Below are 24,453 nucleotides of genomic sequence, written 5' to 3'. Positions count from 1 at the left end.
AAACGTCAATACATATTAACCTATCAAAGGAGAATTGATTTTATTATGAGTACACATAACAAAAAAGAATCAAAAAAAATGAATAAAACCGAATTTATAGCATTTATGACCGACCATGGTCATAAACATGCTTCACATAAAACATTAACAAAAGCTGAGGCCGAGAAAGCACTGAATTTAGTTCTCGATAGTGTGATTAGTGCTATAAAGAGCCACCATAATATTAATATAACAGGTTTCGGTTCATTTGAAATACATCATAGAAAAGCACGTGAGGGTCGTAACCCAAAAACCGGAGCAAAAATGAAAATAGATGCTTACAATCAACCTACTTTTAGAGCCGGAAGAAAAATGAAAGAAGCTTGTAATTAAAAGAAGTAACGTATTTACAGTACTAATAATTTCCGAACCCCGTTACACGCTTGCGGGGTGACACTAGAAAAACCGGTTCATGCAATAATGCTCTGCAAAAGCCGGAATGATATAGAATACTTCTTAAGTACAATTCATAATGATATTACAACCATTGATAATTGAACGCCTAGAGTTTAACTTAAAACATAATAAGCTATACAATAGTTGGCTTATCGAAGCCGAAAATATAGAGCAAGCTTTAAAAGATTTAGAAGAGTTTATATATATTAAGCTTTTTAAGAATAGCATTCCTCTTGAAAACAATCCTGATTATCATTTCATCGCTAGGGAAACTTCAGCTACATCTAATGCTAAAAATATTTCTATTGAACAAATAAGAAAATTACAAGACTTCTTAAGTAAAACTTCTGCAATTTCAGGTTATAAAGTTGCAATAATTTATTCGGCGGATCTTATGACTTTGAATGCAGCGAATTCATGCTTAAAAATTCTTGAAGATGCACCAAAGAATAGTTACATTTTTTTAATTACTTCAAGAGCTGCAAGTATTATTTCTACAATTAGATCCAGATGTTTTAAAATTAATGTTAGATCATCTATCCATCATACTAAAAACGAATTATATTCCGAATTTATTCAGTCGATAGCAGATAACCAAACGTTAGATTTTATTAATCGCTTTACTACTAAAGACCGAGAATTATGGCTAGATTTTATTGATAATTTATTATTATTAATGAATAGAATCCTTAAAAAATCTGCCAATGTTAATATTGAACTTCTAAATTTGGAAAATAAGATTTTTAATAAACTATCAAATAGACACCCTTCATATTTACTGCAAAAATTTACCGACATAAAAAAGTTAATATATAATACCATTGATTATGATTTGGACTTAAAAACAAGTTATATATTAGTGGTGAATGAGTTTTCTAGTAATTAACACGATATCACTACGTTCCTTTCTATGTTATCCATAAAACAACAAAATATATTGAGTACTCCTTTTTGTTAAAAAATAGTTAATAGATATTCAAGATAGAAAGCGGTTTCCCTCTAGAATATAAATTTAATTTATGTTTTATTTTGACTATTGTTCATTTACTCGTAGTATATATTAGGTTTTAGGAACTTTATAAATTAAATTATTTGCATGTTTAAAACTTTAACACAAAATTTAACGAAGATTTTTGATAAGCTAGTTAGCTCAGGCATTTTGACGGAAGCCCAAATAGATGCTGCTATGCGGGATATAAGAGTGGCTCTTTTAGAGTCAGATGTTGCATTACCGGTGATAAAAGATTTTATAGCGGAAGTTAAACAGAAAGCTTTAGGGCAGGAGATTATTAAGTCTGTTTCACCTGGACAGATGATAATTAAAATTATCCATGAAGAGATGATCAATCTCTTAGCTTCAAGTAAAAGTGAGACAAAGCTAAATTTAAATTCAAAGCCGCCCGTAAATTTCCTAATGGTAGGGCTGCAAGGGAGTGGTAAAACTACGGCAAGTAGTAAGCTTGCTTTACGGCTTAGAAATCAAAATAAGAAAGTTTTACTTGTTTCTTTAGATACTTACAGACCGGCCGCACAGGAGCAACTCGCTATACTTGCAAACTCAGTACAGATTAATTCATTACCTATTGTGCAAGGTGAGAAACCCCTCGATATTGTCAAAAGAGCTATTGCCGAGGCTAAAATTTCTGCTTATGATGTCGTAATTTATGATACGGCAGGTCGTACACAAATTGATAAAGCTATGATGGAGGAAGCGCTTGCAATAAAAAAGATAGTGGAGCCTACAGAAACTTTGTTAGTAATCGACAGTATGACAGGGCAGGATGCAGTAGTTACGGCAAGTAGTTTTAATGAAAAGTTAGCAATTTCAGGATTAATTTTATCTAGAATTGACGGCGATTCCAAGGGTGGTGCAGCACTCAGTGTAAAATATATTACTAAAAAGCCGATTAAATTTTTAAGTAGCGGTGAAAACCTAACTGATTTAGAAGAATTCGATGCTGAACGTTTAGCTTCTCGAATACTGGATATGGGTGATGTTATCTCTTTTGTTGAAAAAGCAGCTAGTATCGTTGATAGAGAAGAAGCCGAAAAAACGGCAGCTAAATTAAAAAAGGGTAAGTTTGATTTAAATGATTATCTTCAGCAAATGAGAAGTATAAAAAAAATGGGAGGTTTTGGAAGTATACTTAGTATGTTACCGGGTAGCGGTAAAATTATGGATCAAATAGATCAATCAAAATTAAATAGTAAAATAATTGAACATCAAGAAGCAATTATTTTATCTATGACGCCAAAAGAACGTAAAAATCCCGATATAATTAATGCTTCTCGTAGGAAACGTATAGCTGCTGGAGCAGGAACTACAGTACAAAAGGTAAATATTTTGCTAAAGCAATATAAACAAATAAGCGAGATAATGAAAAAAGCCAGTAAAATGAATCCTAAAAATCTATTACGTAGCGGAATTGGAAAATTGTTTTCTTGAATTTATATTATATATACATTATATCATTCCTGCGAAGGCGGAAATCCAGTCAAGCATATAAAAACAAGTGTTTGTATGGTTATTTTATCAAGTATATAACTTCTGTAGCAATATTGAAGTTATTTTTCTGGATTCCCGCCTACGCGGGAATGACATCGAGTAGGTTTTCCGATCCATGCAACAATGCCGACTTGATCGCGGGATCCAGTTAAAAATACTAAAATTATATGGACCCTGTGGTCAAGCCACGGGGTGACCTTTTCCTTCAGTTGACATCTGTGTGTCTTCGCAGAAATGACATCGATGTTTTTTTTTAACTATCCAGTAGTATAATAAGTAACACATATTGACCTAGTATTAAATTTAATTAATTTTTAATTTCAAAGCATTTGCAAAAAATGTATAAATATTGATCAAATAATTGGCACTATCTTTTAAATCACTACCACTACCATGCCCACTATATACACTTCCTAGAAAGTAAGTTTTAGTATTTGGATTTTTCTCAAGCACATACTCAAAAATTCTTCCATGTCATGGGTGTACACGCTGCTCTAATACTGAATCTGTAATTAAACAGCTTGGTATTTTTGCGTTAAAGATAAATTCTCTAGCGGTGCATATTTTTTGATATGTACTAAATCTTCTACTTTGGATCACCATATTCTGTAACCCATGAATGTCCTGCTCCGAATTCTTTATATCGTATCAAGTATCGGCACTTCACATGCTATAGCTCCAAATAAATCAGGACGCTGCGTCATTGCAACACTTACTAGCAATCCGCCGTTACTTCCTCCTTTAATTCCTAAATACTCAGGGCTAGTAATATTTTGCTTTATTAAATCCTCTGCTACTGCAATAAAATCATTCAATCCGGTTTGACGTTTTATTCCTTGAGTCGCCTTATGCCACTCAGGACCAAACTCTCCGCCACCTCTAATATTAGCAAGAACACTAACCCCGCTATGTTTAACCCATACTTCATTTTCCATGCGAGAGAAATATGGAGAGTTGATTACTTGAAAACCGCTGTATGCTTCAAGTAATGTTGGATTCTGACCATCAAATTTTGTACCTTTTTTATAGACAATAAAATATGGTATTTTAACTTCATCTGAGCTTGTAGATTCCTTTTGATCTACAACATAATTTTTGCTATCAAACGGATATAAAGGCTTTCTAATAACTTTGAATTCATGAGTTTTATCCCATAAATAGCTAGTGGGAGGAACTATAGAATTTTCTATAGTAATTAATGCATCTTCCTCCTCATCATCAGACAATATACCAAAAATTGTATTTTCATAAGACAGTAAAGTTACCGGTTTTGCTCATTCATTATTTTCTAATGTAAATGTTACTACTTTTGAAATAACATTCTCATAGCTAGTTAAAAATACCGTATCTTTAGTCATTCCTACAAAATACAATACTTCCCTCTCTTTGGGGTAAATAATATTTTTAAGCTAGCTTTATCGCCATCTTCTTTTAGAAGATCAGCGTATTGTATGGCAACAAGTGAACCTGCTTTATATTACTATCTTTAAATTGCCAATCGGAACGCAGTAGCCAAAATACATATTATTTAAAAGAACCTTCAGGTGTTGCATCTGATGGCATATTTATTTTTTGTAATTTTAAGCTCTCATCTTTAGTATCTAAAATATAATTATCGTAATTATAAAAATCCTTATCTGCAGATATAAATATTAAAGATGAAGAAATATTATCGGATAAAAGCTTACTGGCTGATACAACGTATATAATTCTTTGGTATTTCAAATAGTTTTTTGGCTTTCTCTATAGGTTCTCCTCGCTTCCATACGTAGAGCGAGCTAGGATATAAAGAGTCAGTCACTTCCTCTTGATGTAAAACTGGATAAATATAATAGTATCTTGATCAACCCAAGTAGGGACAATAAATTTACCTTCTAGTAATTTCCCGCTACTTGTTTTTGGCTCAAAACCATTTTTTACAAAATCTTTTTTCTCTAAATCCCATGTTCTAAAAAACATCTTATCCTTACCGCCAAATGACATGGTAATTAAGAAACGATTAGGGTTTTGAAAACAATCACTCCCATCTCGATACATTACTTTTTTACCGAGTTTTTGGGATAATTTATCAAAATCGATTAGAACTTCCCAATTTGGTTTATCTTTCGAGTAATTCTCAACCAATGTCCTACGCCATAACCCTTGCGGGTTTTTATAATCCATCCAAAAATTATACACGTAACCTTTACGTATAGCACCAAAAGGAGTGTTGCTTTGATCATAGCAAACAGATTCTATTTCTTTCTTAACTAACCTTATAAGTAGGCATAGATTGGCAAGCCTTTTCTGTTTTATCAGTATGCTCTTTTGCCCATTTTAGAGCTTCAGCTTCTTCTAGAAATTTAGTGTCTTTTGGGTTATATATTTGTTCATTATTACTTCCCATAGCTTGAACATAAAAAGTTAATAAAAAAATTATTAAATAGTTGGTAATTTTTTTCATAATTTTAATAATATCTATTAAATTAAAAGCTTTATTTAAAGTTTGCTTTGAATTAGAATAGTATTTTATCATACACCTTGAATAAAATCAAAGAAAATGCTAGGTTTTGTAGACATTGCTAATTGATTTGCTATTTTGAGGTCTTTTTTAGTGAAAATTAATAAGATTTTTGTAGAAATAGTTATTCATATTTCAAAAAAATCTTATAATTTGTAGCAAAAAATAACCAAAATTAAATCTTTTTAGAAATGTCCACAAAACCTAAGCTAGCACTAGCAAAAATACAAAATATGAGAGTTATGGCTAATGATTTAAGTATTTATATTCATTGGCCTTTTTGTTTGTCAAAATGTCCGTATTGTGATTTTAATTCTCATGTAGCAAGTACTATAGATCATAATCAGTGGCTTAAATCTTATGAAACTGAAATTGAATATTTTAAGGATATTATTCAAAATAAATATATAAAATCTATTTTTTTTGGGGGCGGTACTCCCTCTTTAATGAATCCTGTAATAGTTGAAGGAATAATAAATAAAATCAGTAATCTAGCAATTATTGATAATCAAACCGAGATAACTCTAGAAACTAATCCCACATCCTTTGAAACTGAAAAATTTAAAGCATTCAAAGCCGCCGGAATTAATCGTGTTTCAATAGGAGTGCAATCCTTAAAAGAAGACGATTTAAAAAAATTAGGTAGAACTCATGATTGTATGCAGGCCATTAAAACAATTGAGGCGGCAAATACGATTTTTCTACGAGTGTCATTTGATTTAATATATGCACGTAGCGGTCAGACATTAAAAGACTGGCAAGAAGAATTAAAACAAGCTATGCAGCTCGCTACCTCACATATTTCTCTTTATCAATTGACTATAGAAAAAGGCACGCCGTGTTATAAATTATTTAAGGAGGGTAATCTGATTTTGCCGCATTCAGATGCGGCAGCTGAAATGTATGAATGGACGAATCATTATCTAGAATCTAAAAAGTATTTTAGATATGAAATATCCAATTATGCTATGAGAGAGCATGAATGTTTGCATAATTTAACTTATTGGAATTATAATAGCTATTTAGGTATAGGCCCCGGAGCTCATAGTAGAATCATTGAATCCTCAAATTCGGTATCGGCAATTATGATGTGGCATAAACCTGAAAAATGGTTAGATTCGGTTAAAACAAAAAATGTTGGTATTCAAACTAATACTAAGTTAGCACATCAAGAGATTATTGAAGAAATGCTAATGATGGGTTTACGCATTAGCAAAGGTATAAATATTTCTACATTAGAGCAGAAATTAAACACGAAATTAGAGAATATTTTAGATATGAATAATCTTAAGCATTATCAAGCGTTAGACTTAATTAGACTAGATGAAAATATCTATCTTACCGACAAAGGTTTAATGCTGTATAGCTACATAGTACCTAGATTGATTATATGAAAATTATTCAAGTAATTTTAAAGTTTATAATTATTTTTATTATTTCTTCTATTCATGTTATGGAATGTAAACTTAAAAAAGATATATGTGAATGGTGTTGAGTATGCTCAAAAAGTCGGAAATCCAATTACACCGATAGCAGATGCTATTAAAGCAGATAATATTGATGAAGTAAAAAAATATTAGATGAGGGATATGGAGTAAATCAACCATATATCCCTCATCTAATATTTTTTTACTTATTTGGGCTGGACTCCTTTAGATTATGCTATATCGAATAATAATATAAAAATTGCCGATTTTTTATTAAAGTGTGGTGCACCTATGAATTTAATCCATATAAATATAGGATTTATGAAGCCGGAAATTGCCAAACTTTATAATTAATCAGGGAATGAGTCCTAATTTAAGATATGAAGACGGTATTACCGGAATGATGCTAGCCGCAGAAAGAAATAATCTTGATTTAATAAAACTTTTGCTTAAGTTAGGTGTTAATCCTAATGTTCAAAATTCTAAAACCGGAATGACTTCCCTTATTATGCATCATCATATCTTAATGTTGAACCTACTCGTATTTTATTAGAATATGGAGCGGATCAAAAAATTAAAGATTGCAAAGAGAAAAGAGCTTGAGATTGGATAGTGGTGGATGCTAATAGAACTTTACATGCTTCTGACGCAGAATACTACTTCTCAATTCTCACCGTTAAATTTTTGTAGCGTTTCTATTTATACTGCACAAGTTAGGATAAAAACCTATCTTAATTTTCTGCCTTATGTTCTGTATCTGTCATTGCAAGAAAATTACATAGCAATTGACGAAGTAAGGAAGAGAAAAAATCCTGATTTACAGAATTTTTTTTATTATTTTTTGGGGAGTGCCATGCAGTCTACGACTGCAATGTTGTTAGCCCGATTAAGATATCTTGGTAGCTCAATTAATTTAATATACCTTTAAGGCTAATATATATTATAGGTAGATTCTCATGTCCTTTATGTACAATCCCCAAAATTAAATAGTCAACTATAGGAGATAAGTTATCACTCTTCTTGGTCATTTGGACGGTATGCAGCATCTACATGCCAATCTCAATCATTATACGGCGATTGAGAGCTACGTTCATTATGCGAATTACGTCTTGGTGCTACTGCTCTAATAATATTCTTATCTTCTTTATATAATACAGGCAAACTACCAATTATCCCTATTACTCTATACATATGACAAATTAATTCTTCTATTCCGCTAATCCGTACCTCACCGTCATCGGGAGTCATTATATTATAATTTTTTTGATCTATATTTTTTATATGTATAATTTCTGCATTATTATTTACGGCATCTTTAATTTCTTTTGTATAATTTACATATTTTGTATTTACTCAATATAAATCTTTGTTTTCTTTCAACCAGCTAGTTAATCTAACGATTTTATTGTTTAAATTTTCTAATTTTGCTATACAAGTTTTTTCATCTAAAATTTTCCTCCAAACATCATAGCACGCATTATTATAGTCAATATTAGTATCTTCAATGATGCTAAAATACCTATAGTATTAATATGAGCATCTTCTATTCAAAGTATAGGATGTACTATTTCAGATATTTTTTCTTTTGGGAATATTGCCTCTACTTTATTAGAATCACCTTGTAAAAATTCTATTCTATTATCTTCTTTTTGATAACTATATTTTAATTTCGCTTTTCCTTGGATTCCTGCTTTCGCGGGAATGACATAAAACGTATTTTTCAATTCAGACAACAATGCTTATAGTTGCTCGCAATGACAATGTCTGGTCTTAGTTAGCAATATCATTAAGATAAATATACTTCCTTATCTAAAGTATCTTCACTGTTATCTATAATCATAGTAATTGTTGCATCGCCGGTAATATTGATAGTAGTACGTAGCATATCAAGTATTCGGTCAATACCAGCAATAATTGCTACTCCTTCTATAGGTAAGTGAACCGAAGAAAGAACCATAGGAAGCATTATCAAAGAGGCACCGGGAATACCGGCACCACCGATAGATCCAAGTGTTGAGGTGAGAATAATGACTAAATAGTCGTGAGGAGCAAGCGTTACTCCCATCATCTGAGTAAAAAATATGGTGGTAAGAGATAAATTTATAGCAAAGCCGTCCATATTAATTGACGCACCTATCGGAAGTACGAACGAAGTACTAGACTCTGAAATGCCAAGCTTTTCACGACAAACTTGCATAGTAGTTGCAAGAGTTGCCTTACTGCTTGAAGTAGAAAAAGCAAGTATCTGATACTCAAAACTTTTCTTATAAAAAGGTATAGGTGAAACACGACAGAATACAAAGATAAGTAAGCCAAAAACTAAATATTGGAATGTCATCGCCACAACTACCGCTACAACAAGTTTCGATAAACTAATCATTACCTCAACTCCCTGCATGCCTACAATCCAGCCTGTTAAAGCAAAAGCACCGTAAGGGGATAATTGAATAACAAACGATATCATTTTTAATATTAATTTTGACATTACATGAATTAAATCAGTAATAGGTTCACCGATAGATTTCATTTTGTTTAAGGTAATTCCAACAAAAATAGCAAAAAATACAACTTGTAAGACATCACCGTTTGCAAAAGCCCCAACAGCATTATCAGGGACGATATTTACAAAAAAATCAATTATATTAAATGAAGTTCTGCTTGTCGTTCCTGAAGAGGTGAAATCTATATGTACGCCTACTCCTGGCTTTAATACTAAGGCAACAGTGAGTCCAAAAACCGTGGCAAAAAAAGTAGTACCTAAAAAAGCGGCTACCGCTTTCATTCCTACTCTACCAAGGGCAGAATCATCATTCATACTAGTGATACCGGAAACCAAACTGAAGAAAATTAAAGGGGTAATGATCATTTTTATCAAACGTAAGAAAATGTCACCGATAGGTTTAATATAATTAACATATTGTGGTAAGTATATACCAAATATAATACCTAAGATTAACCCTAAGGTAACTTTTTGCCATAATTTCATAATTTACTTACTTAATTTTTAAATTTGCTCAACTATAAGTTTATTTATTATTGTGGTTAATCCATTCTAAGTACTTTTGAAAGCCATAGTCAATATTTATTTTTATTATTTGCGGTAATTCATAATTATGAATTTCAAGGAGTTTATTTTCAATTTCATTATAATTAGAAGATTTTGTTTTAATTACAAGTCTATATTCAGTTTCTAAAGTTACTCTACCATCCCATCTAAAGTAACTTTTGACATCGTCAATTTGAATGCAGGCAGTAAGATTTAATTCTAACAAAACAGATGCGATTTTCTCGGCAATTTGCAAATCATTAGTAGTAGTTAAAATTAAACAGCAATCTTGCATGCCTAAACCTCAACAAAACAATTCGGTGTTTCATATAGTTTGAGGCTCGTTACGAAGAAGTTTTGACTTACGAAAAGTTTAGGAAAAATTTCATTCTTTAAATGCGTCGCTATATTTTCTGCAGTCGGGTTATTTTGCATGTAATATATTTTTTGACCGGTACAATTTTCTATTTGCTGCCCCATTTCCTTATCGTCTTGATGTAGGATTAAGCTATGATCAAAATTTTCATCAATCCATTTTTTAGCTAAATCCTTAATTAAACCAAAATCGATTACCATACCAAGTTTATCGGTTTTGTTTGCGGCTATAGCGATCTCAAGAACATAGCGATGACCGTGCAGGAATTGACATTTATTTTGATGTTCTATAATTCTATGTCCCGCATCGAACTCAATACGACGAGTACATTTTATCATTATTATATACTTCCTTTCTTTGAATGATTTTACTTTTTTTTCAAAGAGTAAAAACGGGACCACGTCATTGTGAGGAAAATTACGAAGTAATTGACGAAGCAATCTCAGGAGTTTGGTTATGATTTCATGAGATTGCCACGCAGCCTACGGCTACTCGCAATGACAATTGTTTACAAATTTAACAATAACTTTTCGGGATTCTCAATAAGCTGCTTAATTTTTACCAAGAACGATACTCCTTCTTTCCCGTCAATTATACGATGATCGTAAGATAAAGCTATATACATCATCGGACGTATTTCAATTTTACCGTCTATAACTACAGCTCTTTCCTCGGTTTTATGTAAGCCTAGAATACCTGATTGAGGAGGATTAATAATCGGTGTAGATAATAATGAGCCATATACGCCTCCGTTAGAAATCGAGAATGTCCCACCTGACAAATCAGCAATAGAAAGCTTACCCTCACGAGCTTTTTTAGCCAAAATTCCTATAGCTTTCTCCACTTCGGCAAATCCCATTTTATCGGCATCCCTCACAACCGGTACAACAAGCCCTTGCTCTGTTCCGACAGCTACACCTATATCATAGTAATTTTTATATACTAAATCATCGCCATCTATTTCAGCATTTACCGACGGAATAAGCTTTAAAGCTTCAATTGTTGCTTTAACAAAGAAAGACATAAACCCAAGTTTCACAGCGTGCTTTTGCTCAAACTCTTCTTTATATTGATTACGCAAAGCAATTACTTTTGACATATCGATTTCATTAAAAGTAGTCAAAATAGCTGCTGTATTTTGTGAATCTTTTAAACGCTGTGCAATAGTTTTACGCAAGCGTGACATACGAACACGCTGCACTCTTTCTTCATTAGATTTACTTATTGCAGGAGCAGAAATAGCCGTAGTGTTTATTGTTGCAAGCACGTCACCTTTGGTAATTCTACCGTCTCTACCTGTTCCTTTTATATTATTGAGGTCAAGCTTATTTTCGGTAACTAATTTTTGTACAGAAGGAGCAAGAGTATTATTAGCCACGGCAGGTTTTTCTGAAGTAGGTTGTGTTACTGCTTGAGCTTTAGCAGATTCATTATTAGTACCGGCAGTATTTGCAGCTGCTCCTTCATTTATTTCGCCTATTTCTTCGCCAACTGCTACATTTGCACCGTCAGTTTTCGATATTTTACCTATAGTACCATTGCAAGGAGCATTAACTTCTAAAGTCACTTTTTCGGTTTCGATTTCTAACAGTAATTCATCGGTTTTAACCGAATCGCCTTCTTTCTTATACCATTTGGCAATAGTTGCTTCCGTTATGGACTCCCCAAGCGACGGTACTATAATTTTAACGCTCATAATTTATTTTACTCCTATATTTGTATAGCATCGCCCTGTATAGTTTTATCGTCATTGCGAGAAGACGCTATAAGCGTCGACGAAGCAATCTCAGGCAAATTCCTGAGATTACCACGCTCCTTTTAGTCGCTCGCAATGATGATTATTAGGCAATACCCTAAGAATCATATTCCCAATGCTGCCCTTAATAGTTTCTCTTGCTGTTTATTATGTGCTTGCAGCGAGCCTACTGCCGGAGAGGCTGATTCCTCTCTACCTACATATTTAAATTCATTATTAATTCCTGCTTCTTTTAAAGCATCGTTTAAGTGAGAAACTATATAACACCAAGTTCCCATATTCTTTGGTTCTTCCTGACACCAAATAAATTCCTGCGTCCTATTATATTTTTTTAATAGCGATGCTACAAGTTTTTTTTCAAAAGGGTATAATTGCTCAAGCCTAATAATCGCTATATTACTGTTATTGCCACGCATTTCAAATAGATCGTAATATACCTTACCGCTGCATAAAATTACTTTAGTAATATTGTTTGTATCTACTTTAGTTACTTCATCTAAAACCGGTAAGAAAGTAGTATTTTCACCTAGCTCGTCAAATTTAGATACAGCATATTTATGACGTAATAATGATTTCGGCGACATTACGATTAAAGGTTTACGGGTATCATCAAGTATTTGGCGACGTAGCAGATGGAAAATCGAAGCAGGGGTAGTAGGGTATGTAACATACATATTATTCTCAGCCGCCAGTTGTAAGAACCTCTCAAGTCTTGCCGAACTATGCTCCGGTCCTTGTCCCTCAAATGCATGAGGTAACAAAACCACAAGCCCGCTCATACGAAGCCATTTAGTTTCGCTGCTTGAAATAAACTGGTCAAAAATAATCTGAGCTCCATTAGCAAAATCACCAAATTGTGCTTCCCATAAAACTAAATTTTTTGGGTTTGCGAGTGAATAACCATACTCAAAACCAAGCACCGCATATTCAGATAAATTACTATCGGCTACCTCGTATTTTGCTTGTTCTTTAGATAAATTATTTAGAGGTATATAGGTAGTACCATCAATTTGGTTGTGCAATACTGAATGACGATGCGAGAAAGTACCGCGTCCCGAATCTTGTCCGGTGAGCCTTATATTTGTGCCTGAAGCAAGCAAGCTCGCAAAAGCTAGCTGTTCTGCCGTCGCCCAATCAATAGGTTGATCAGCTGTTAGAGTGGCTTTTCGAGTTTCAAATAGTTTTACAAGTTTTGGATTAACGGCAAAATCTTTCGGTATTTCGCATAGTTTAGTGCCTAAATCGTGTAATGTTTTTTTACTGATACCCGTTATTGTAGCTTGTGTACGAGTACGAGAAATACCTTGCCATAATCCGCCTAAGAAATGTGCTTCTTGCTTATAACTTTTTGCCTGCTTATATTCCTTATCTAGTTTTGCTTTAAATTCTTCTTTTAACTTAGCAAAATAATTATTGTCGATTACACCGCTTTTTACTAACTCATTTGCGTAAATATTTCCAGGGGTCAGTTTGTTTTTAATAATGTTATACATCTTGCCTTGAGTATACATCGGCTCATCGCCCTCATTATGCCCATATTTACGGTAACAAATAATTTCTACTACAACATCCTTACCGAATTTCTGCCTGTATTCTACCGCAATATTGGTGGCTTTTAACACTGCTTCTATATCGTCACCGTTAACGTGTAAAATCGGGGCAGCTATGATTTTAGCAAACTCCGTAGAATATCTACTAGCTCTAGTATCTGCAGCATTAGCAGTAAAACCTAACTGATTATTAATGACGAAATGCAATATCCCGCCGATATCATAAGCAGCTAAAGGTGACATTGATAGACTCTCGGCAACCACGCCCTGACCGCAAAAAGCAGCATCGCCATGTACTAAAATAGCTTTGACTTTGCTGCGTTTAGTATCTCCAAGAATATCTTGCTTTGCTCTTACTTTTCCTGCAACTATAGGATTTATCGCTTCTAAATGTGAAGGGTTATCGGCTAGCGACAAGTGTATTTTCTTATCCTCTAGAGTTCTATCGGACGAATAGCCTAAATGGTATTTTACATCGCCTGAAACATTTAGCTCATCAGGAAATACGCTGCCGCTTATGAAGCCTGCAATAACGGCTTTATATGGCTTACCTACTACTTTAGTTAGAGTGTTTAATCTCCCTCGATGTGCCATACCGATAACGATTTCTGAGACGCCCTGATGCATGGATAAATCTATAGCTTTACTTATAGCAACGATAGAAGCATCACCACCCTCAATGGAAAAACGCTTAGCTCCAGGAAATTTTGTATGTAAATACTGTTCAAACCCTTCTACTTCTACTAAATCATTTAAGATAGTTTTTTTGTCTTCAGAAGAAAACGTAACTTCGCTTTCTAGCTTATTATATAACCAGTTTTTTTCTGCTACATTTTCTATTTGCTCAAACTCTACACCTATAGAACCTGTATAAACTTTATCGAACTTGGTCACTAATTCAGATAATTTACAGTTCCAAGTACCGACAAATTCATCCGTAATATTGATATTTTCTTCTAGCTGACCGCTATCAAGACCAAAAGTTTCTATATTAAGCTTTAAATCATTTTTTGTTTTACGTAGCTCAAGACCAAGCGGATCAAGATTCGCTAAATAGTGAGCATGCTTGCGATAAGCATTGATCATTTCCTTAGCTTTTAAACTATTTAAGTCTTCAGACGATAAATTATTATTTAACGATTCCTTTTTTATTTCATCAGGGATAATTATTTTTGCCGTACTTTTATTGAGTAAAGTATTATTATCCTTAATGCCGGCAAAAAATTCTTGCCAAGTTTGATCAACCGAGGCAGGGTTGGCTAGATATTGCTTATATAGCTCTTCAACAAAAACAGCATTCCCGCCAAATAAATAACCTGTTTTTTTTAAGTTTTCTTCCATATTATTGTTTGTATTGTTTAGTTTTTGTCATAAGCCGTCATTGCGAGCGACTGCAAGGAGCGTGGCAATCTCAGCAATTCTTCCGAGATTGCTTCGTCAATTACTTCGTAATTTCCTCGCAATAACGATTTTATTACTATAAATACTTCCCTTCTAAATATCTTATATACACCTCAGGGCTAATTTTTTCCTCACCGCTAGCACTTTTTAATAAATCGGCTGAATTTTTTAACGAACCGAGATTTCTAAAATTCTTATTTAGATAATTATTTAGATTACTAAAATCACCCTTTAATATATCATCTTTTATATTTGAATGCATCTCTTTTACTTTTTTCATCACCATTGATGCGATAATTGCACCGTTTGTATAGGCGGGAAAGTAACCGAAATTTCCGTGTGACCAATGAATATCTTGAAGACAGCCGTTACTAAAACTTACCGGTTTAACGCCTAAATATTCCTGCATCTTACTATCCCAACAGTTTGGTAACTCATTGAGATTCAAGTCGCCATTGATAAGCATTTCCTCTATCTCAAAACGTAATATTACATGCATCGGATAAGTTACTTCATCTGCATCTACTCTTATAAAATCAGGCGTAACTCTTGTAATTTTTCTATATAAACTTGCCGCTGAATATTCTTCGCTTTTAAAAGCAAATTCGTCTCTAAGTAATTTAGCTAAAAATTCGGTAAATTCTCTTGATCTACCTACTTGCATTTCCATAAATAAAGATTGGCTTTCATGGAAGGCCATACCTTTAGCAAGCTCAACCGGCTACCCTTTATATATTTCCGGTAGATTCTGTTCATATAAAGCATGTCCTGTTTCGTGAATAATTCCAATTAAACCGCTTATGAAATTATCTTTATCATACCTAGTAGTTAAACGTATATCGTTTGGCGTTCCACCACAAAAAGGATGAGTCGATTCGTCTAATCGTCCTTTTGTTAGATCAAACTGCATAATTCCCATAATGCGTTTTCCGATACGCTTTTGCATTTCAGGAGCTAGTTTGCTGTGTTGTACTAGTTCTTTCTCGGTTTTCTGTTTTTCTAAAACTTTATTTATGAGCTGTGGAAGTTTTTTTTAGTACTGAAAAAACTTGTTTGATCTCGCTACTTTTTCTGCTTGGATCAAACATATCTATTAATGAGTCGTATAATCCGCAATTAAAAGCATCTGCTCGTACTTTAGCAACTTCTTTCGTATAATCTAAGACTTTTTGTAAGTGTGATTTAAATAAATTATAGTCGTTATGTTTTCTTGCTTCTCGCCAAACAAGTGCGGCTTTAGTAGTAGCTGCTACCAATTTCTTTTGTAGCTGCTCGTCAATACAATTTGCACCTGTTACTTTTCTCTCAATCTCTCTAATATTACCATTCTGCCATTCATCAAGGTTCTTTGATTCTTCTTTTGCCTTGCTAAGTAGCTCCTTTAGAATAGGAGATTTGAGCATAGAATGAACTAGCGACGTTAAAGTTACTATTTCGTTTGTCCTACTCTCACCTGAACCCATAGGCATATTTACGGCAACATCCCAGTATAATATGCTCAAGATATTATTAAAATGTGAGATGGTTGCAAATTCGTTTTCTAATTTTGTATATTTGTTGTTCATATGTTCCCTATTATGTCATCCCTGCGAAAACGAGAATCCAGTAAAACTTTTTTATAGGTTTTACTGGATTCTCGTTTTCGCAGGGATGACATAAAAACCGTACCGCTAGTGCCTATTACAAATGCAACAACTCTTTTGCTGCTTTTAAACTTGCTTTGGTGATTGTTTTACCTGAAATCATGCGGGCGAGTTCCTCCTGTCTTTCAGATAAATTTAAAGCTTTTACCGTTACTTTCGTTTCTTCCTCTAGCTGTGTTTTCTCGATTTTTATATGCAAATCCGCTTTACCTGCTACTTGCGGTTGGTGCGTAATAACTATTACTTGAGTAACGCTACTAAGTTTTTTTAATCGCTCACCTACTTTATCTGCGACCTCTCCGCCAATCCCGACATCTATTTCATCAAATATAATAGATGGTTTTACCATTTTATCAAACAAAGAAGTTTTTAAAGCTAACATGAATCTTGATAATTCACCGCCGGAAGCGATTTTATTAATTGCTGCAGCTGCCGTCCCCGGGTTAGTAGACGCTTTAAACACAATATCGTCATTACCGTCAGCTGTTGGTTCTTTAGCATTTATCTCAATCTCAAAAATTGCTTTCGCCATTTTAAGCTGCTTTAGCTCCTGATGCAATGATTCTTCTAGATGTTTTGCAACAATAAGACGCTTTGCAGATAAATTACTCGCTAGTTCATAATATTTTTTCTGCATTAGTACTTCTTGAGCTTTCAACTCATTACTATTTGCTATTTTGTTTTTTAATATATTGAGTTGCTCTAAAGATTTATCTAAAAATGCACCTAACGCATCAGCAGGAACATTATATTTACGGCTAATAGCTTTTATTAAAAATAATCTTTCTTCTGTTTCTTCAAGATTATATTCCTCATAATTGAAACTATCTAACAGATTTGATAATTCTTGGCGTGCTTCTTCTAGATTATTATAGGCTTCCTCTAAACTTGTAACGATAGCTTCAAAACGCTCATTGTTGCCTTGCCTTGCTAATAATTTCGCTGCTCTATTAATCGATGTATTTATTTCAGGGTTATTAATCTGTTCTAGAATATCTTTTATTAGCTGTAAATCCTTATCTTTATTTTGTAAATCTTTTCGTAGATTGGCTAATTTTTCTTCTTCACCTGTTTGAATGTTCAGTTTAGTTAATTCTTCCGTTGCAAAGCTCAAATAATCAATTTCTTGTTCTATAGCATTTTGCTTAAGTGTTATTTCGGCCATTTCTTTCCGAGTATTTTGCCAAGTCTGATAGCATTTGGAAAGTTCCGCTCGAAAGTCCAAAAGATTTCCATAACTATCTAAAATATCGCGCTGCGTATTTGCTTCTAGAAGAGAAATATTATTATTTTGTCCATGAAGCTCGAATAAATAAGTAGCTAATTGCTGCATAAGAGCTTTAGTAACCACTTGATTATTAATGAAAAAATTTTTTCGTCCTTCGGCTTTTTGCAGACACTTTACAAACAATAACTCTTCAGGTTCAATAAAATTTTGAATCAGAAAATTTTTTATTTCTTCATTTAAAGAGAATATTATATTAACAACAGCGTAATCTTTTCCACGCTTTATTATATTATTTAAAGTTTTATAACCTAAGCAAAATAAAATAGCATCAAGTAAAATAGATTTACCGGCTCCCGTTTCACCGGTAATAACACATAAACCTTTATTAAACTCAATTTCCAGCTCGTCTATCAGAATGAAGTTTTTAACTGAGAGACTGTAGAACATATGCCGCTTAATTTTGGTGGTTCTGAACTAGCCTGTACGCATAACTATACCATTGACTCTCAGGATAGTTGTAACCTAGCACTGAGGCATATTTTTTTGCTTCATCCGGAAGTCCGAGCATCATATAACTCTCGGCTAAACGGTAAAGAGCTTCTACCGAGTGAGAAGTAGTTTGATAATTATCAATTACCTCTTCAAATCTATTTATAGCTGCCATCGGATTCTTTTTCTTTAAGTAAAACCGACCTACCATCATCTCTTTACCTGCTAAATGATCGTTTACTAGGTCAATTTTTAAAGATGAATCAATAGCATATTTAGTATTTGGGAATTTTGCTATTACGTCTTCAAAACTATCTTTAGCTAGGAAAGTTCTAGATTGATCATGATTTACGTCTGAAATTAACATATAATATGATAATGCTTTAAGGTAATATGCATAAGCAATGTCAACATTTGCAGGGTGCAAATTAATGAACATATCAAGCACATCAACTGCTTCTTCATATTGAGCGGCGAGAAATAAAGAATAAGCCTGCATCACTTCGGCTTGCGGTGTCATTTCATTACCTGGATGCTGGTAAAATATTCTTCCGAATTCTTCTGCAGCTTTCTTATATTTTTTCTTTTCCAATAAGGTAATACCTTCATTATAAAGGGTAGGGATAGGGACTACTATGTCATCACTGTTTTTTTTGTTTTTGCACCCGCCTAAAACTAACCCTATAACTAAAAGGGTACTCAATAATTTTGTTAATTTCATAAGAACTTAAATTCAGTTAATAACTAAATATACATATAGGCTTACAGAATTTCAAGGATTCAATTTAAAATCTCACAAACTTATAAATTAGACCTATTCAGAAACTCGTTTATAAGGAGGCATTTGAGGGAAACACAGAACGCAGAACCGCAGCGTACACTTGTACGTAAGGATTCGAGTACCGGATCGACGTACAAATTACCCCTAGAAGTAGAGTTTCTGAATAGGTCTATATTCTTGGACTTATTTCTCTACCCAATGTCCTTTATCATTTTTATGTTATTTTTTTCTACGGCCGACCATGCTACTTTATGTGCAACTGTCTCTCTAGAGTCATTTCCACGTCTTTTATCGGCATCCTTATATGGTTCAAATGCCATGATTAAAAGCTTCGCGATAAATATCCTTAGCATGGCTCGGAAGATGATTTTTAACTGAATCAGGTAAATAGTTATTATTTTTATAAGGCATAAAAACCTCCGGTAATATTATGCAAATAATATTTTATAAATTTTATAATATTGGAGGTTTCATTTCTATAGGAAAGGTAAATAAAATTTACGACCACAGACTTTTCATTTTATTAAAAAAGCTGCCGTCATTTTCTTTTTCATTTATGGATTCTTTTTTGAATTCTTCTAGTAATTCACGTTGTCTTTTAGATAAATTTTTAGGTACTTCGACATGAATATGCGTAAGCATATCACCCCTAATAGTTGATCTCATTTTAGACATACCTTTGCTGCGTAGCCTTAATTGATCCCCGTTTTGTGTGCCTGCAGGAATTGTTAAGTTTACTTTTCCGCCTTCAATTACCGGTACTTCTATCTCTCCTCCAAGAGCAGCATTCACAAAACTAATAGGTAGTTTACAATGTAGATGTGCTCCATCTACTTTATAAATATCATGTGGTTTTATTGTTATATCAACGTATAAATCACCGCTATTACCGCCTCTAATACCTGCTTCCCCTTCTCCGGTATGTCTTATTCTAGTACCGTTTTCAACACCGGCAGGAATGTTTACCGATAAATTTCGTTGTTTATGGTAACGTCCCATGCCATGACATTTCTTGCAAGGATTTTTTATAATGTGTCCGTTACCTTGGCATTTATGACAAACTTGTTCGATCGTAAAGAATCCTTGCTGCATTCTAGTTGCTCCAACACCGCTGCAAGCATCGCAAGTAGTTACGGTTTCACCTTTTTCAGCACCGTTACCGTGACAAGTATCGCATTTTACTGCACTAGCAAAGCTAATATTTTTTTCTATACCGTGAAATGCTTCCTCTAGGTTAATTGTCAGATTATATTTTAAATCTGAGCCTCTAACTTTAGCTGAAGTTGGGCGTGATGATCTTCTGCTGCCTCCCATAAAGTCGCTAAAGAAGTCACCGAATATGTCGTTAATATCAGGGTGAAAACCGCCATGATTTCCTCCTCCCCCTCGTGATTGTTGATTTTGAAAAGCATCGTGTCCCAAACGGTCATAAGCAGCTCTTTTTTGCTCATCTTTTAGAACATCATAAGCGGCATTGATTTCTTTAAATTTCTTTTCAGCATCTTTAGCATCAGTAGTATCAGGGTGATATTGTTTGGCTAGCTTGAGGTAGGCTTTTTTAAGGTCAGCTTGGCTAGCTGTTTTACTAACCCCTAGTATTTGGTAATAATTTTGTGACATAATTTAATTTATAAAATGAGATTGTAACGTCATTACGAGGAAAATTACATAGTAATTTGACTAAGCAATCTCAGGATATTTAACGAGAGTGCCACGTCGCTTCGCTCCTCGCAATGACGAAATTACTTCTACTTCTTCTCTACATCTTGAAAGTCGGCATCTACTATTTTTTCATCATTAGCGGCACTTTCTTCAGCAGGTTGGCTCTCGCTTTGTGCTTTATACATCGCTTCACCGATTTTCATGCTAGCTGCAGTTAAACTTTCGGTCTTTTCTTTAATCAAAGCAGCATCTTCCGACTCAAGCACGGCTTTTAAAGCGGCTAGTGCTTCTTCAACAGCTCCTTTATCGTCTGATGATAATTTATCGCCATATTCTGTAAGAGTTTTTTCAGTAGAATAAACTAAACTATCGGCAGCATTTTTTGCTTCAATAAGTTCCTTACGCTTTTTGTCTTCATCAGCATTTTGTTCGGCATCTTTAACCATTTGTTCAATTTCTGCATCGCTAAGACCACCGGAAGCTTGAATAGTTACTTTCTGCTCTTTACCGCTTGCTTTATCTTTAGCTGAAACATGCACTATTCCGTTAGCATCAATGTCAAACGTTACTTCTATTTGCGGCAAACCTCTTGGTGCAGGAGGTATACCTTCGAGATTAAACTGACCAAGTAATTTATTATCTTTTGCCATTTCACGTTCACCTTGGAATACTCTAATAGTTACGGCATGCTGGTTATCATCAGCAGTTGAGAATACCTGACTTTTCTTAGTAGGTATAGTAGTATTACGATCGATTAATCTTGTAAATACGCCGCCAAGAGTTTCAATGCCAAGGGATAGAGGTGTAACGTCTAATAATAATATATCCGTTACTTCTTTATTAAGTACTCCGCCTTGAATAGCAGCACCGAGAGCTACAACCTCATCGGGATTTACGCCTTTATGAGGCTCACGTCCGAAGAATTTTTTTACGGCTTCTTGTACTTTCGGCATTCTAGTCATACCGCCTACTAATACTACTTCTTGAATATCAGAAGCTTTAAAACCTGCATCCTGTAATGCTTTACGGCAAGGCTCAATTGTTTTTTCAATTAAATCATCTACTAATTTTTCTAGTTCAGCTCTAGTAAATTTAATATTTAAGTGTTTTGGACCGCTACTATCAGCCGTAATATAAGGTAAATTAATATCGGTAGTTACTGCAGAAGATAGCTCTTTCTTAGCTTTTTCCGCGGCTTCTTTCAAACGTTGAAGTGCTAAAGGATCTTTACTTAAATCTATACCGTTTTCTTTTTTGAATACATCTATTAAATGGTTTAATATTCTTGTATCGAAATCTTCACCGCCAAGGAATGTATCGCCGTTTGTTGATTTCACTTCAAAAACACCGTCAGCGATCTCAAGAATTGAAACATCGAATGTTCCGCCGCCAAGATCGTATACTGCAATAGTTTTACTTGCCGATTTCTCGAAACCGTAAGCAAGAGCTGCAGCAGTCGGCTCGTTGATTATTCTCAGGACCTCAAGACCTGCTATTTTACCGGCATCTTTTGTTGCTTGACGCTGTGCATCATTAAAATAAGCAGGTACGGTAATTACTGCTTGTGTTACTTTGTCCCCTAAATAATTCTCAGCAGTTTCTTTCATTTTTTGTAAAATGAATGCACTAATTTGACTCGGTGAATATTTATTATTATCCGCTTCGACCCATGCATCCCCGTTATCGGATTTAACTATATTATACGGTACAATACCTTGGTCTTTCCTGACCATAGGATCGATAAAATTTCTACCGATTAATCGCTTTACCGCATATATAGTATTGCGAGGGTTAGTTACTGCTTGCCTCTTAGCAGATTGCCCGACTAATTTTTCGCCGTTTGCAAAAGCTATTATTGACGGCGTAGTTCTTTCACCTTCTGCATTTTCTATTACCTTTGGTTCTTTACCTTCCATGACCGCAACACAAGAGTTGGTAGTCCCAAGGTCGATACCTATTACTTTTCCCATAAGTTTCCTCGTTTTCTTTATTTTTATTTTATTATGACTTGTGATTTGATATAGTGCGGCTTAAATGATTTTACAAGAGGTGACAATGAAAAAACTACCGATTTTACTAAAACTTTTATTTATTATTAATTTAGTTGTCCTAAATAATATAGTTTTAGCATCTAGCGAACCAAGCACTATTATATTTGAAAAAGCAAAGAAAGCAATCGTAACGATCGATACTAGAATTGCCGTATCGGCATATGACGATACAAGTAGTTGGACTGGAACAGGATTTATCAACGATAAGAACAACGGTTATATAATTACTAATACTCATGTTGTCGGCGGTGCGTCTATCGGAACTTATTTTGTTACTTTTTATAACGGTGAGCAGGCAGAAGCAAAACTTATCTATTACGATATTTGGCAAGATTATGCCGTTTTAAAAGTAGAGAGTAAAGATATACCGGCATCAGCAACGCAAATATCTTTTGCAAGCGAATTTCCAAAATTAAATCAAAAGGTTTTTGTAGTCGGTAACACAGAAGCAAAAGGTTTTTCTTTCCATACCGGTTATTTGTCTGATCTTTATAATATTGAAGGTTTAATGCCGCAATGTACTTATGTTATTAATTTAAATACTACAGGAGGTGCTAGCGGTTCACCGGTATTAAACGATAAGATTGAGGCTATAGGAGTATTATATGGTGGCGGTAAAACTCATTCTCTAGCGCTGCACGGTGATTATGTAGCTCGCACTTTAGAAAGTTTAAAGAATAATAAACAACCAGGCAGAAAACATATAGGAATAATAAGCGAGTTATATTCTTTAAATAAAGCAGTGAGACATCACAATTTCCCTAAAGAAGAAATGGATAAATATATAAAGAAATTTCCTGATAGTAGAAATAGAGTGATAAGCGTTAAGGCAGTTCTAGCCGGATCACCTGCCGAAAAATCTTTAAAAGCCGGTGATATTATTTGGGCAGTTAATGATAAGGAACTCGGCGGCAATCTAGCATTATTTGATAGAGAAATGGATAATTTTAAAGGAATCGCTATTAAACTTACTATATTTCGTGATGGAAAAAAGCTAGAACAAGCAGTAGATTTATATGATGTGAACAATAATAAAATCGCTAAAATGATAAATTTCGGCGGTGCAGTATTTTTTGAAGCCGATGATTATTTTAGTAATAAATCAGGTATTCCGCTTAAAGCTCTAAGTATAGCTTCCGTTCAATCCGGTAGTAGCTTTAGCTCTATACCAACGTTTTTTACTAAAGATTATAAAAATGTTTATAGATTGCAAATTTTTGAGATGAAAGATTTAGCGTTAAGTAATCTTGATGATTTGGTGAAATTCTTACCTGCTATTACTAAAGAGAAGTTTATAACGGTTAGATTTAGAAATTATCAACCTTATTATGCTAATTTCGGTTATAATGAACTTATCTCGTCGCATGATGATATGATTGCTGATGTAACTCTAGATTCTATAGATACTAAGCCTTATATATTAAAGTATAATACTATTTCTCATGATTGGGATATGGAAAATATAAAACTTCAGTAATTAATGACATTGTGATAAATTAACAATTCTTAATCAATGAAGTAATATATAATTCAACTTGGTTTGTTGCGTTATTATTCTTAAATTTATAATCTTATATTTTAGGAGAATCAATGACTAAAGAA

General features: G+C 33.8%; 18 protein-coding genes and 4 pseudogenes. 7 read left to right on the top strand and 15 right to left on the bottom strand.

The features are described from left to right. The first annotated feature begins 45 nt into the window (after window positions 1-45). The 3 genes from GCO76_RS03845 to ffh all read left to right on the top strand — a co-directional run bounded on the left by GCO76_RS03845 (window position 46) and on the right by ffh (window position 2,881). Window positions 46-372: an HU family DNA-binding protein gene (locus tag GCO76_RS03845; RefSeq protein WP_410956222.1), complete on the top strand. Its 327-nt coding sequence runs from the start codon at window positions 46-48 to the stop codon at window positions 370-372. Between the two features lie 139 nt (window positions 373-511). Next, on the top strand, window positions 512-1,321 hold the full coding sequence (locus GCO76_RS03840) for a DNA polymerase III subunit delta' (RefSeq protein ID WP_410956221.1): 810 nt from the start codon (window positions 512-514) through the stop codon (window positions 1,319-1,321). A 210-nt stretch (window positions 1,322-1,531) separates the two neighbouring features. Then, window positions 1,532-2,881, top strand: coding sequence for a signal recognition particle protein (gene ffh, locus GCO76_RS03835; protein WP_410956220.1), 1,350 nt, complete (start codon window positions 1,532-1,534; stop codon window positions 2,879-2,881). A 363-nt stretch (window positions 2,882-3,244) separates the two neighbouring features. Here ffh and GCO76_RS03830 read toward each other — a convergent pair. Continuing rightward, window positions 3,245-5,384, bottom strand: a pseudogene (locus tag GCO76_RS03830) (prolyl oligopeptidase family serine peptidase). A 248-nt stretch (window positions 5,385-5,632) separates the two neighbouring features. On the opposite strand from GCO76_RS03830, the gene hemW reads away from it, so the two are divergent. Beyond that, window positions 5,633-6,835 carry a radical SAM family heme chaperone HemW gene (gene hemW / locus GCO76_RS03825; RefSeq protein ID WP_410956219.1) on the top strand — a complete coding sequence of 401 codons (1,203 nt, stop codon included), beginning with the start codon at window positions 5,633-5,635 and terminating at the stop codon, window positions 6,833-6,835. Window positions 6,836-7,078: 243 nt separating this feature from the next. Further along, a pseudogene (locus GCO76_RS03820) lies at window positions 7,079-7,421 on the top strand (ankyrin repeat domain-containing protein). A 506-nt stretch (window positions 7,422-7,927) separates the two neighbouring features. Here the strand turns inward: GCO76_RS03820 and GCO76_RS03815 are convergent. From GCO76_RS03815 to GCO76_RS03770, 10 genes and pseudogenes are all read right to left on the bottom strand, one after another. Beyond that, complete coding sequence (locus GCO76_RS03815; RefSeq protein ID WP_410956218.1) at window positions 7,928-8,116, bottom strand: hypothetical protein; 189 nt, start codon at window positions 8,114-8,116, stop codon at window positions 7,928-7,930. A 299-nt stretch (window positions 8,117-8,415) separates the two neighbouring features. Continuing rightward, window positions 8,416-8,601 carry a hypothetical protein gene (locus GCO76_RS03810; RefSeq protein ID WP_410956217.1) on the bottom strand — a complete coding sequence of 62 codons (186 nt, stop codon included), beginning with the start codon at window positions 8,599-8,601 and terminating at the stop codon, window positions 8,416-8,418. 53 nt (window positions 8,602-8,654) lie between these two features. Further along, complete coding sequence (locus GCO76_RS03805) at window positions 8,655-9,854, bottom strand: dicarboxylate/amino acid:cation symporter (RefSeq protein ID WP_410956216.1); 1,200 nt, start codon at window positions 9,852-9,854, stop codon at window positions 8,655-8,657. A 40-nt stretch (window positions 9,855-9,894) separates the two neighbouring features. Next, window positions 9,895-10,209 carry a divalent-cation tolerance protein CutA gene (gene cutA / locus GCO76_RS03800; protein ID WP_014013932.1) on the bottom strand — a complete coding sequence of 105 codons (315 nt, stop codon included), beginning with the start codon at window positions 10,207-10,209 and terminating at the stop codon, window positions 9,895-9,897. Between the two features lie 2 nt (window positions 10,210-10,211). Next, window positions 10,212-10,628 carry a 6-pyruvoyl trahydropterin synthase family protein gene (locus tag GCO76_RS03795; RefSeq protein WP_004996555.1) on the bottom strand — a complete coding sequence of 139 codons (417 nt, stop codon included), beginning with the start codon at window positions 10,626-10,628 and terminating at the stop codon, window positions 10,212-10,214. A 170-nt stretch (window positions 10,629-10,798) separates the two neighbouring features. Next, window positions 10,799-11,986 (bottom strand): 2-oxoglutarate dehydrogenase complex dihydrolipoyllysine-residue succinyltransferase, encoded by a 1,188-nt coding sequence (gene odhB, locus GCO76_RS03790; protein ID WP_410956215.1) that lies wholly within the window; start codon window positions 11,984-11,986, stop codon window positions 10,799-10,801. A 164-nt stretch (window positions 11,987-12,150) separates the two neighbouring features. Then, on the bottom strand, window positions 12,151-14,937 hold the full coding sequence (locus GCO76_RS03785; protein WP_410956214.1) for a 2-oxoglutarate dehydrogenase E1 component: 2,787 nt from the start codon (window positions 14,935-14,937) through the stop codon (window positions 12,151-12,153). Window positions 14,938-15,073: 136 nt separating this feature from the next. Continuing rightward, a pseudogene (locus GCO76_RS03780) lies at window positions 15,074-16,562 on the bottom strand (carboxypeptidase M32). A gap of 115 nt (window positions 16,563-16,677) precedes the next feature. Then, a complete protein-coding gene (gene recN / locus GCO76_RS03775; RefSeq protein WP_410956213.1) occupies window positions 16,678-18,315 on the bottom strand; it encodes a DNA repair protein RecN in 1,638 nt (545 codons plus the stop codon). A 7-nt stretch (window positions 18,316-18,322) separates the two neighbouring features. Beyond that, complete coding sequence (locus GCO76_RS03770) at window positions 18,323-19,078, bottom strand: outer membrane protein assembly factor BamD (RefSeq protein ID WP_103897653.1); 756 nt, start codon at window positions 19,076-19,078, stop codon at window positions 18,323-18,325. Between the two features lie 113 nt (window positions 19,079-19,191). Here GCO76_RS03770 and GCO76_RS03765 point away from each other — a divergent pair. Continuing rightward, a pseudogene (locus GCO76_RS03765) lies at window positions 19,192-19,312 on the top strand (palindromic element RPE1 domain-containing protein); the annotation flags it as partial. A gap of 17 nt (window positions 19,313-19,329) precedes the next feature. On the opposite strand, the gene GCO76_RS03760 reads toward GCO76_RS03765, so the two are convergent. The 4 genes from GCO76_RS03760 to dnaK all read right to left on the bottom strand — a co-directional run bounded on the left by GCO76_RS03760 (window position 19,330) and on the right by dnaK (window position 22,770). Then, window positions 19,330-19,458 carry a cation transport regulator ChaB gene (locus tag GCO76_RS03760; RefSeq protein WP_410956212.1) on the bottom strand — a complete coding sequence of 43 codons (129 nt, stop codon included), beginning with the start codon at window positions 19,456-19,458 and terminating at the stop codon, window positions 19,330-19,332. Further along, window positions 19,448-19,549, bottom strand: a complete 102-nt coding sequence (locus GCO76_RS03755; RefSeq protein WP_410956211.1) for a ChaB family protein — start codon at window positions 19,547-19,549, stop codon at window positions 19,448-19,450. The genes GCO76_RS03760 and GCO76_RS03755 overlap by 11 nt, the downstream gene beginning before the upstream one ends. Window positions 19,550-19,636: 87 nt before the next feature. Continuing rightward, the gene (gene dnaJ, locus GCO76_RS03750) at window positions 19,637-20,758 is read right to left on the bottom strand and encodes a molecular chaperone DnaJ (RefSeq protein WP_410956210.1); all 1,122 of its coding nucleotides are present in this window, start codon (window positions 20,756-20,758) and stop codon (window positions 19,637-19,639) included. Window positions 20,759-20,886: 128 nt separating this feature from the next. Beyond that, complete coding sequence (gene dnaK, locus GCO76_RS03745) at window positions 20,887-22,770, bottom strand: molecular chaperone DnaK (protein ID WP_410956209.1); 1,884 nt, start codon at window positions 22,768-22,770, stop codon at window positions 20,887-20,889. Window positions 22,771-22,834: 64 nt separating this feature from the next. On the opposite strand from dnaK, the gene GCO76_RS03740 reads away from it, so the two are divergent. Beyond that, window positions 22,835-24,328 (top strand): S1C family serine protease, encoded by a 1,494-nt coding sequence (locus GCO76_RS03740; RefSeq protein ID WP_410956208.1) that lies wholly within the window; start codon window positions 22,835-22,837, stop codon window positions 24,326-24,328. Window positions 24,329-24,453 lie beyond the last annotated feature (125 nt).

The organism is Rickettsia koreansis (genome assembly GCF_046532895.1).
GTDB lineage: Bacteria > Pseudomonadota > Alphaproteobacteria > Rickettsiales > Rickettsiaceae > Rickettsia > Rickettsia rickettsii.
This window is presented reverse-complemented; position numbering and strand designations above follow the sequence as displayed.

Excerpts from the sequence above, each read along its gene's own strand:
- GCO76_RS03845 (WP_410956222.1), top strand. The coding sequence starts at position 46 with ATGAGTACACATAACAAAAAAGAATCAAAAAAAATGAATAAAACCGAA.
- GCO76_RS03840 (WP_410956221.1), top strand. The coding sequence starts at position 512 with ATGATATTACAACCATTGATAATTGAACGCCTAGAGTTTAACTTAAAA.
- ffh (WP_410956220.1), top strand. The coding sequence starts at position 1,532 with ATGTTTAAAACTTTAACACAAAATTTAACGAAGATTTTTGATAAGCTA.
- hemW (WP_410956219.1), top strand. The coding sequence starts at position 5,633 with ATGTCCACAAAACCTAAGCTAGCACTAGCAAAAATACAAAATATGAGA.
- GCO76_RS03815 (WP_410956218.1), bottom strand. The coding sequence starts at position 8,116 with ATGACTCCCGATGACGGTGAGGTACGGATTAGCGGAATAGAAGAATTA.
- GCO76_RS03805 (WP_410956216.1), bottom strand. The coding sequence starts at position 9,854 with ATGAAATTATGGCAAAAAGTTACCTTAGGGTTAATCTTAGGTATTATA.
- cutA (WP_014013932.1), bottom strand. The coding sequence starts at position 10,209 with ATGCAAGATTGCTGTTTAATTTTAACTACTACTAATGATTTGCAAATT.
- GCO76_RS03795 (WP_004996555.1), bottom strand. The coding sequence starts at position 10,628 with ATGATAAAATGTACTCGTCGTATTGAGTTCGATGCGGGACATAGAATT.
- odhB (WP_410956215.1), bottom strand. The coding sequence starts at position 11,986 with ATGAGCGTTAAAATTATAGTACCGTCGCTTGGGGAGTCCATAACGGAA.
- GCO76_RS03785 (WP_410956214.1), bottom strand. The coding sequence starts at position 14,937 with ATGGAAGAAAACTTAAAAAAAACAGGTTATTTATTTGGCGGGAATGCT.
- recN (WP_410956213.1), bottom strand. The coding sequence starts at position 18,315 with ATGTTCTACAGTCTCTCAGTTAAAAACTTCATTCTGATAGACGAGCTG.
- GCO76_RS03770 (WP_103897653.1), bottom strand. The coding sequence starts at position 19,078 with ATGAAATTAACAAAATTATTGAGTACCCTTTTAGTTATAGGGTTAGTT.
- GCO76_RS03760 (WP_410956212.1), bottom strand. The coding sequence starts at position 19,458 with ATGGCATTTGAACCATATAAGGATGCCGATAAAAGACGTGGAAATGAC.
- GCO76_RS03755 (WP_410956211.1), bottom strand. The coding sequence starts at position 19,549 with ATGCCTTATAAAAATAATAACTATTTACCTGATTCAGTTAAAAATCAT.
- dnaJ (WP_410956210.1), bottom strand. The coding sequence starts at position 20,758 with ATGTCACAAAATTATTACCAAATACTAGGGGTTAGTAAAACAGCTAGC.
- dnaK (WP_410956209.1), bottom strand. The coding sequence starts at position 22,770 with ATGGGAAAAGTAATAGGTATCGACCTTGGGACTACCAACTCTTGTGTT.
- GCO76_RS03740 (WP_410956208.1), top strand. The coding sequence starts at position 22,835 with ATGATTTTACAAGAGGTGACAATGAAAAAACTACCGATTTTACTAAAA.